Raw genomic sequence first — 7,064 nt, 5'->3', positions numbered from 1 at the left:
CCGGGCACCGGGCAGTTCCGGGCGCGGCTGTCCGCGCAGGGCGCGTCCTGGTCGCCGAGCAGCACGTACGGGACGCCGTAGGGGCGCCAGCGCTCGGCCGGGACGACCGGGGCGAACAGGGAGACGACGGGGGTGCCGACGGCGGCGGCGAGATGGGCGGGCCCGGTGTTGCCGGTGACGACGGCCCGCGCCCCGGCGAGCACGCCGGCCAGTTCCGCGGCGTCGGTACGGCCGCCGAGGTCGAGACCGTGCTCACCGGTGACGTACGCGGTCAGCTCGCGCTCGCCTCGGCCGCCGGTCACCACGACCCGCTGTCCGGCGGCCGCGAGTTGCCGCACCGCCTCGGCGCACCGCTCCCGGCTCCAGGCCCGGGCGGGGACGCTGGCCCCGGGGTGCAGCACGACGTACGGCTCCGGGCCGGTCAGCCGGAAGACGTTGGGCGGGGCCAGCACGCGCAGCCGGCCGTCGTCGACGCGAGGGAAGCCCGCTGCCTCGGCGAGGTCGAGCGCGGCCTCCGCCTCGTGGGCGTGCGGGGCGCGCTGGTGGCGTACGTCGAGCAGCGAGCCGGGGTAGTCCACGCTGTCGGCGGCGATGTGGCCGACACCGGCCAGACGCAGCAACAGGGCGGTGGGCAGCGGGGACTGGTGGAAGGAGGTCAGGACCAGTGCCGCGTCGGCGTCGATCGTGTCGACGAGCAGCTCGACCTCTCCGCGGCCGACCGGCGGGGGCGTGAAGCCCACCCAGGGGGCGTCCCAGACGAGGATGTCGTCGACGCCCGGCAACATGCGGGCCGCAGGGGCGCCGAGCCGGCCGCACAGGACGGTGACGTGGTCGGCCCGAGCGGCGACCGCACGGATCGCGGGCCCGGCGAGCAGCACGTCACCGAAGCTGTCCAGGCGGGCGACGAGGGCTCTCATCGGATCCTCCCGGTGGTGTCGTAGGCGGCCTCGACGGGCCGCTCGTCGGCGAGGCGGCGGGTGAGCAGCAGCCGTCCGGACAGCACCGCGCGCACGGCGGTGAACAGGTCGCGTGCCACGTGTTCGGCAGCCGCGATCTCCTCCGGCCGGGTCTGCGCGGTGGGGACGAGGACGCCGAGGGCACCAGCCTGGCGGGCGGCTTGGACGTCGGCGCCGATGTCGCCGATCACGGCGATCCGCTCCGGCGGGGTGCGCAGCCGGTCGGCGGCCCAAAGGATCATGCCGGGACGGGGCTTGCGGCAGTGGCAGCCGTCCTCGGGGCCGTGCGGGCAGACGGCCCACACGTCGAAGGGGCCGATCAGCTCGTCGATCCGCTCGTTGACACGGCGGACGTCGGCGGTGGAGAGCAGCCCGCGCGCGATGCCGGACTGGTTGGTGACCACGCCGGTGCCGAGGCCCTGGGCGCGCAGCAGGTCGAGCGCCTCGCGGGCGCCGTCGACCGGGCGGACCAGGTCGGGGGCGCCGTTGTAGGGAACGTCATGGACGAGGGTGCCGTCGCGGTCGAACAGCACGAGGTCGACCTCGTTCACGGCGCCACCTCCAGCCAGGGGGAGGCGCCGCGGTGGCTCCACAGGCCGCTGAGCCAGTGCCAGGTGGCCGCGGGCGGGATGAGCACGCTGGTGGCCAGCATGGTGTTCACCTCGTACTGGGTGCGCGGGCCGGGCGCGATGCGCGCCCAGGCGAACTCGCCGGTGCCGGCGGCCCAACCGAGCGCGGCCGCTGCGGCGGCCCGGCGGTGCCCAGTCAGGGCGAGGACGCAGGCGGCCAGGCCGGTGGCCGTGATCGCGAGGTGGCTGCGCAGCCGGCCGCGCGGCGCCATGGCCCGGTGCCACCAGTCGGGTCCGTGCAGGCGCCGCATGAGGGCGTCGTCGGCGTTGCCCCGCTGGGCGCGCAGCGACACCCAGCGGTCGGTCGGCCGCACCGGATGCCGGGTGGTGCGCCGCCCCTGCCCGACGCGCCATCCGGCGTCCAGCACCCGCAGGGCGAGGTCGGCGTCCTCGCGGAAGGCCCGCCGGAAGCGCTCGTCGAAGCCGCCCACCTGCTTCAGCGCCTCGGCGCGAAAGGCCATGTCGGCGGTGATCCAGCGCGCCCGCGCCAAGCCGGCGGTGCCGCGCTCCCAGTCGCTGGGCCGGCGCTCGCCAGGCAGCGGTACGGCGATGACACCCTGCACGCCACCGGTCTCGGGGCTGGCTTCCGCAAGGTCCTGGGAGAGCTGGTCGCACCAGTGTGGGCCGACCTGCACGTCGTCGTCGAGGAAGGCGATCCACGGCGCGGTGACCACGCGCGCCCCGGTGTTGCGGGCAGCGGCGGGTCCGCGCCCTCCGCTGTGGATCACCAGTGTGCGCTCGCGCAGCTCGCCGAGGACGCTCAGCGGGTGCTCCAGTGCCACGGAGTCCGGCTCGGGCTCGGGCCGGTCGTCAACGAGGACGATCTCCTCGGGCTTCGGCCCGGTCGCGGCGGCAAGCGCGGCGAGACAGTCGGCGAGTGTGTCGCGCACCAGCGTGGGAATGACGACGGCGTACGCGGTCATACGTCAGGCCCTCCCGAACATCGCGTCCCGGCGCACCACGAAGGGCCCGATGGCGAGCAGGTCCACGGGAGCGGAGCCGAAGCACTCCAGCGCGTCGCGCGGGTCGTCGACCATGGGCCGGCCGGCGGTGTTGAGGCTGGTGTTGACCACGACGGGCACCCCGGTGCGCTGCTCGAACGCAGTCAGCATGCGCGCCACGAGCGGCTCCTGGCGGGCGTCGACGGTCTGGATGCGGGCGGTGCCGTCGACGTGCACGACGGCCGGGATACGGTCGCGCCACTCAGCCGCGACGTCGTGCACGAACAGCATGTACGGGCTGGGCAGCGGACCACCGGAGAACAGCTCGGCGGCCCGCTCGGCGAGCACCATGGGCGCGACCGGCCGGAACTCCTCGCGGCCCTTGACCCGGTTCAGCCGCTCCAGATTCTCCGCCCGGCCCGGATGGGCCAGCAGGGAACGGTGGCCGAGGGCGCGAGGCCCGTACTCGCTCCGTCCCTGGAACCAGGCGACGACGCCGTCCCGGGCGAGCTCCTCGGCGACGGCCTCGGCGATGTCGGCGGGCTCCTCGTAGGGGACGCCGGCCTCCTGAAGCCAGGCGCGGATTGCCTGGTCGCTCCAGCCGCGGCCGAGGTCGGCGCCGGGCATGGGCTCCGGGTTCTCCGCCAGGTGCAGGGCACCGCCGAGCGCGGTCCCGGCGTCACCGGCGGCGGGTTGGACCCAGACGTTCCGATACGGGCCACGCGCGGCGATCTTGGAGTTGGCGACGCAGTTGAGGGCGACGCCGCCGGCCAGGGCGAGGGTCTCACCGCCGGCCTCGCGGTGCAGCCAGTGCGCGAGTTCGAGCAGGACCTCTTCGAGGACGGCCTGGGCGCTGGCGGCCAGGTCGGCATGGTCCTGGGTCCACGGTTCGTTCTTGCCGCGGGGCGGGGCGAGGGCGGCCCAGTCGACGCCGTGGGCGCGGAAGCCGCCGTCGCCGGTGGCATGCACGTACTGCCGCAGCTGGGGCAGGAAGCGCGGATTGCCGTAGGAGGCGAGCGCCATCACCTTGTACTCGTCGCTGCTGCGCAGGAAGCCCAGGTGCTGGGTCAGGTCCTCGTAGACCAGGCCGAGCGAGTCGGGCAGCGGTTGCGCGAAGAGCGTGTCGAGCTTGCCGTCGTCGTAGCGGCCGGCCAGGTGGGAGGCGCTCTCGCCGCGGCCGTCCAGGACGAGAACGGCGCTGTCGGGGTGCGGGGCGGCGCGTCCGGCGGAGGCGGCGTGCGCCACGTGGTGCGGGACGAAGACGACCCGCTCGGGGTCCAGGCCCGGCAGCGCCTCGGCGAGGAACTCGGGGGCGCGGCGGGCGTAGTCCTGGCGCATCGGGTCCCAGGGGTCGTCCAGGCCCATGTCGGCGGCGGGCCGGGCGAGCTTGGGGTCGTAGGAGTAGGTGACCGCGTCCAGCTCCTCGGGCCGGACGCCGGCGTGCTCCAGGCACCAGCGGGCGGACAGCTCGGGCAGCTCCCAGGCGGAGAACGGCACCGGCCGTTTACCGTGCTTGCGGCGGCTGAAGCGCTCCTCCTCCGCGGCCGCGACCGTGCGGCCGTCCACGACCAGGGCGGCGGCAGGATCGTGGAACAGGGCGTTGATTCCAAGAATGCGCATAGGTGCTCCGTCCCGGGCGGCGTGCGACGTCACTCTGGTCCCGGCGAGTGCCACACCGCAGCTGCCTCAAACATGTAGAGACAGCTCATCCGGTGATGGGTCAGATGTCTCATGACAAGTGGGCGTTTGTTACGGAATGTGTCGATGCAGCAGTGGCTGCGTTCAGAGGCCAAGCGCTACCTCAGGCGGCCACGGACCGCGAGAACCAGCCGATCGTCCGCTTCAGGCCCTCGGTCCAGTCCACGCTGGGCTGCCATCCGAGCCGCTCCCTAGCCAGCCGGGTGTCGGGGCGGCGCCGGCCGGGGTCATCGACGGGACGATCGACGAACCGGATACGGGAGGAGGAACCGGTGATCTCGACGATACGGCGGGCGAGGTCGAGCATCGTGATCTCCTCGCCGCCGCCGATGTTGACCGGGCCGGGTTCACCGGAGGCCGCCAGGGCCAGGACGCCGTCCACGGTGTCGTCGACGTAGCACAGCGAGCGGGTCTGGCTGCCGTCACCGGCGACGGTCAGCGGCATGCCGTTCAGGGCCTGCGAGATGAACGCGGGGACGGCGCGGCCGTCACCGGTGCGCATGCGAGGGCCGTAGGTGTTGAAGATGCGGACGACGGCGGTGTCGGTACCGTGCGCCTGCCGGTGGGCGGTGACCAGGGCCTCGGCGAACCGCTTGGACTCGTCGTAGACGCTGCGCGGGCCGACCGGGTTGACGTTGCCCCAGTACGTCTCGCGCTGCGGGTGCTCCAGCGGGTCGCCGTACACCTCGGAGGTGGAGGCGAGGACGAAACGGGCGCCGTCGGCACGAGCCCGCTCCAGTGCGTGGCGGGTGCCCGTGCTGCCGACCTCCAGTGTCTCCAGCGGCAGCCGCAGGTAGTCGACGGGCGAGGCCGGGCACGCGAAGTGCAGTACCAGGTCGAAGCGGCCGGGCAGCGCCCGCCAGGCCGCGGGGTCGGTGGCGTCCGCGCGCACGAAGCGGAAGCCGGCCCGCTGCTGGAGCTCGGCCACGTTGCCCCGGGAGCCGGTGGCCAGGTTGTCCAGGCACACGACGTCACATCCGGCGGCAAGCAGCCGACCGCACAGATGGGATCCCACGAATCCGGCGCCGCCGGTCACCAAGGCCCGGCGCCAGGTCTGTCCGCTCATGGGACTCTCCTCGCTCTTCGGTTCACTCGCGTGTCCGCTTGAGTAACCCGGCCCGGCGGTTGCATGCGTGGGATCCCTGGTGTCCCTAGCCGCCGTTCGGGCACCCGGCCCGAGATCACCGGCCCGGTCCCTGGGCCACCGTCTTCTTCGACGCCGGCGAGAACCACGAGTCAATGCCAAGCGGCGCGAGCTGTCCGCACAGGACGTCTGCCGGACGCTGGAGGAGCTGGGGGGCCGACGCGGAGCCCACCGGAGCGGTACACGACGTCCTGATCGGCATGAGCCCCGCCGAGGATCCGGCGGGCCGGGTGGTCTTCGCCACCGGTGGCGAAGTGGTGCTCAGCCATCGTCTCGCCCGGCCGCCGCAGCGACACCTCGCGTCCTGGGCTCCGCTGCCCCGGCTGGCCCCGCTGCTGGACCTGTGCGGCCAGGACCCCTCTGCCTCGTGGCGTACATCGACCGGACCGGTACTGATTTCGAACTGCGCGGGGCGGCCGGGCCGCGGGACGCCGGGCGGGTGGAAGGGCGGCGGCACCCGATGCACCGTACGGCCTCGGCGGACTGATCCGAGCGACACTTCCAGCTCAAGGTGGAGAACAGCTGGGAGCACAACGCCGGCGAGATCGCCGAACCGTTGGGCGCGGCGTACGAGGAGTGCGGCGCCGAGCTGGTGGTACTGGTCGGTGATCCCCGGGAACGGTCGGCGGTGCACGAGAGGCTGCCCCCACGCCGTCCGCGCGGTCACGGTGGAGACGGAGCACGGAGGCCGCGCCGCCGGCTCGTCCTCTCCCGCCCTGGAAGAGGCCGTTGAGCAGGCCCGGCACCAGCACACCCGCCGTCGTGTCGAAAAGGCTCTGGACCGCTTCCGCGCCGGACGCGAGGGCACCGACCGGCCGACGGACGCGGTCGAGGGCGTCCCGGCCGTGGCGGAGGCGGCACGCGAGCACCGCATCGACACGCTGCCGGTCCGGCCCGACGGATCCGACCTGAGCCGTGAGACGTGGGCGGGCACGCGGCCCGACCAGGACTCGGTGCGCCGGACCTACGCGCAGACCCGCGCGAGAGCGATCCCGTCCCCGTACGCGCGGACGACGCACTGCTGCGTTCGGCCGCCGTCACGGCCGCCGACGTCCTGGTCATCCCTGCCGCGGATCCTCTGGACACCTCCGATGGTTCGGACGGTTCCGAGGCGTCGGGGGAAGACGCCGACATACCGGTCGGCGGTCTCGGCCTGCTGCGATGGACGTACGAGCCCACCGCAGGGTGACGACAGCAGACGGACGGTGACGGTAACGACAGCCCCCTCGGAAAACGGAGGTGTTCAAAAATGGAGCGAGGCAGCAACCCGGTCGGCCCGCGCAAGGACGACGAGATGAAGCACGACCTGGAGGGCCTCCTGCGGTCCGGCCAGGCCACCCGCGCGGAGGAGGGCAACGACCCCGAGCCGCCCGCCGACGACGACCTGCGCGTCGACCCGAGCGGACCGGTGCCCCCGCCCGGCGAAGAGCGTCACCGGGCTCGGGCGGAGACGGACGCGGACTCCCTGCGACGGGAGTTGGCACGGCACCTGGACCGCACGGCCTTCCCGGCCGACGGGCGGAGCGTACTGGACGTCCTGGCGGCGCATCACGAGCCCGGCCCCGCGCTGGAGGCGGCGCGGAGCCTGCCGGACAGCGGCTCCTGGTGCCGCGGCAGGCAACGTTTGCCCGTTGAGGAGCGGCGTTTGGTGCGTGCTCTCGGCGTGCCGGCCGGAAGCCCTCGTACTGGACGTACG

General features: G+C 73.8%; 7 protein-coding genes and 2 pseudogenes. 4 read left to right on the top strand and 5 right to left on the bottom strand.

What is annotated here, in order from left to right:
• From ABZ281_RS30480 to ABZ281_RS30460, 5 genes are all read right to left on the bottom strand, one after another.
• The coding region (locus ABZ281_RS30480) for a glycosyltransferase family 9 protein (protein ID WP_356660673.1) at positions 1-917 on the bottom strand (917 nt) is incomplete at its 3' end.
• Positions 914-1,507 carry an HAD family hydrolase gene (locus ABZ281_RS30475; RefSeq protein ID WP_356660671.1) on the bottom strand — a complete coding sequence of 198 codons (594 nt, stop codon included), beginning with the start codon at positions 1,505-1,507 and terminating at the stop codon, positions 914-916. The genes ABZ281_RS30480 and ABZ281_RS30475, both read right to left, overlap by 4 nt.
• Positions 1,504-2,508, bottom strand: coding sequence for a glycosyltransferase (locus tag ABZ281_RS30470; RefSeq protein ID WP_356660669.1), 1,005 nt, complete (start codon positions 2,506-2,508; stop codon positions 1,504-1,506). Before ABZ281_RS30470 ends, ABZ281_RS30475 begins: the two co-directional genes overlap by 4 nt.
• Before the next feature lie 3 nt (positions 2,509-2,511).
• Entirely contained in the window at positions 2,512-4,146 is a 1,635-nt protein-coding gene (locus ABZ281_RS30465) for a carbamoyltransferase C-terminal domain-containing protein (RefSeq protein ID WP_356660667.1), read from the bottom strand.
• Positions 4,147-4,327: 181 nt separating this feature from the next.
• Positions 4,328-5,290, bottom strand: a complete 963-nt coding sequence (locus ABZ281_RS30460; protein ID WP_356660665.1) for a UDP-glucuronic acid decarboxylase family protein — start codon at positions 5,288-5,290, stop codon at positions 4,328-4,330.
• A gap of 67 nt (positions 5,291-5,357) precedes the next feature.
• On the opposite strand from ABZ281_RS30460, the pseudogene ABZ281_RS30455 reads away from it, so the two are divergent.
• The 4 genes and pseudogenes from ABZ281_RS30455 to ABZ281_RS30440 all read left to right on the top strand — a co-directional run.
• Positions 5,358-5,960, top strand: a pseudogene (locus tag ABZ281_RS30455) (hypothetical protein); the annotation flags it as partial.
• Between the two features lie 13 nt (positions 5,961-5,973).
• Positions 5,974-6,108: pseudogene (locus tag ABZ281_RS30450) on the top strand (hypothetical protein); the annotation flags it as partial.
• Between the two features lie 182 nt (positions 6,109-6,290).
• The gene (locus ABZ281_RS30445) at positions 6,291-6,557 is read left to right on the top strand and encodes a hypothetical protein (protein ID WP_356660675.1); all 267 of its coding nucleotides are present in this window, start codon (positions 6,291-6,293) and stop codon (positions 6,555-6,557) included.
• A gap of 60 nt (positions 6,558-6,617) precedes the next feature.
• A partial coding sequence (locus tag ABZ281_RS30440) for a hypothetical protein (RefSeq protein WP_356660663.1) occupies positions 6,618-7,064 on the top strand: 447 nt, incomplete at its 3' end.

Origin of the sequence: Streptomyces sp. NPDC006265, from assembly GCF_040613555.1 — a bacterium.
Classification (GTDB): domain Bacteria; phylum Actinomycetota; class Actinomycetes; order Streptomycetales; family Streptomycetaceae; genus Streptomyces.
This window is presented reverse-complemented; position numbering and strand designations above follow the sequence as displayed.